We start from the raw sequence: 396 nt of genomic DNA on the forward strand, positions 1-396 counted from the left end.
GTCGACCGGGCCGAGCTCTGCCTCCGAAACGCCGTTCACGCTTCCGACGCTACCTGCGTACGCCCCGCTACGAACAGCCACAACCGCGCAACGCAGCGGCCATCACGTCCAGCGCGGGCCGCACCTCGGTCTCGGGGTTGCGGTTGCTGGCCGACATGAACGCGAACACCAGCACTCGTCCGTCCACGTCGACGACGATGCCGGCGAGCGCGTTGACCCCGGTGAGCGTGCCGGTCTTGGCCCGCACCCAGCCCCTGCCGTTCGCCGAGTTGCCCGTGTAGCGCCCGGCCAGGGTGCCGCTGCCGCCCGCCACCGGCAGCGCCGTCAGCAACGGCCGCAGCTTCGCGGTGCGCGCGTCGTCGAGCGTGGGCTTGGCCGCCGCGGACAGCACGTCGG

General features: G+C 72.7%; 1 protein-coding gene. It reads right to left on the bottom strand.

Annotation, left to right across the window (positions count from 1 at the left end; genetic code table 11):
* Positions 1-67: 67 nt before the first annotated feature.
* Positions 68-396, bottom strand: a 329-nt coding sequence (locus B0F77_RS46490; RefSeq protein WP_211294390.1) for a D-alanyl-D-alanine carboxypeptidase, incomplete at its 5' end; no start/stop codon positions are given.

The sequence above is a fragment of the Lentzea kentuckyensis genome (assembly GCF_002150765.1).
GTDB lineage: Bacteria > Actinomycetota > Actinomycetes > Mycobacteriales > Pseudonocardiaceae > Lentzea > Lentzea kentuckyensis.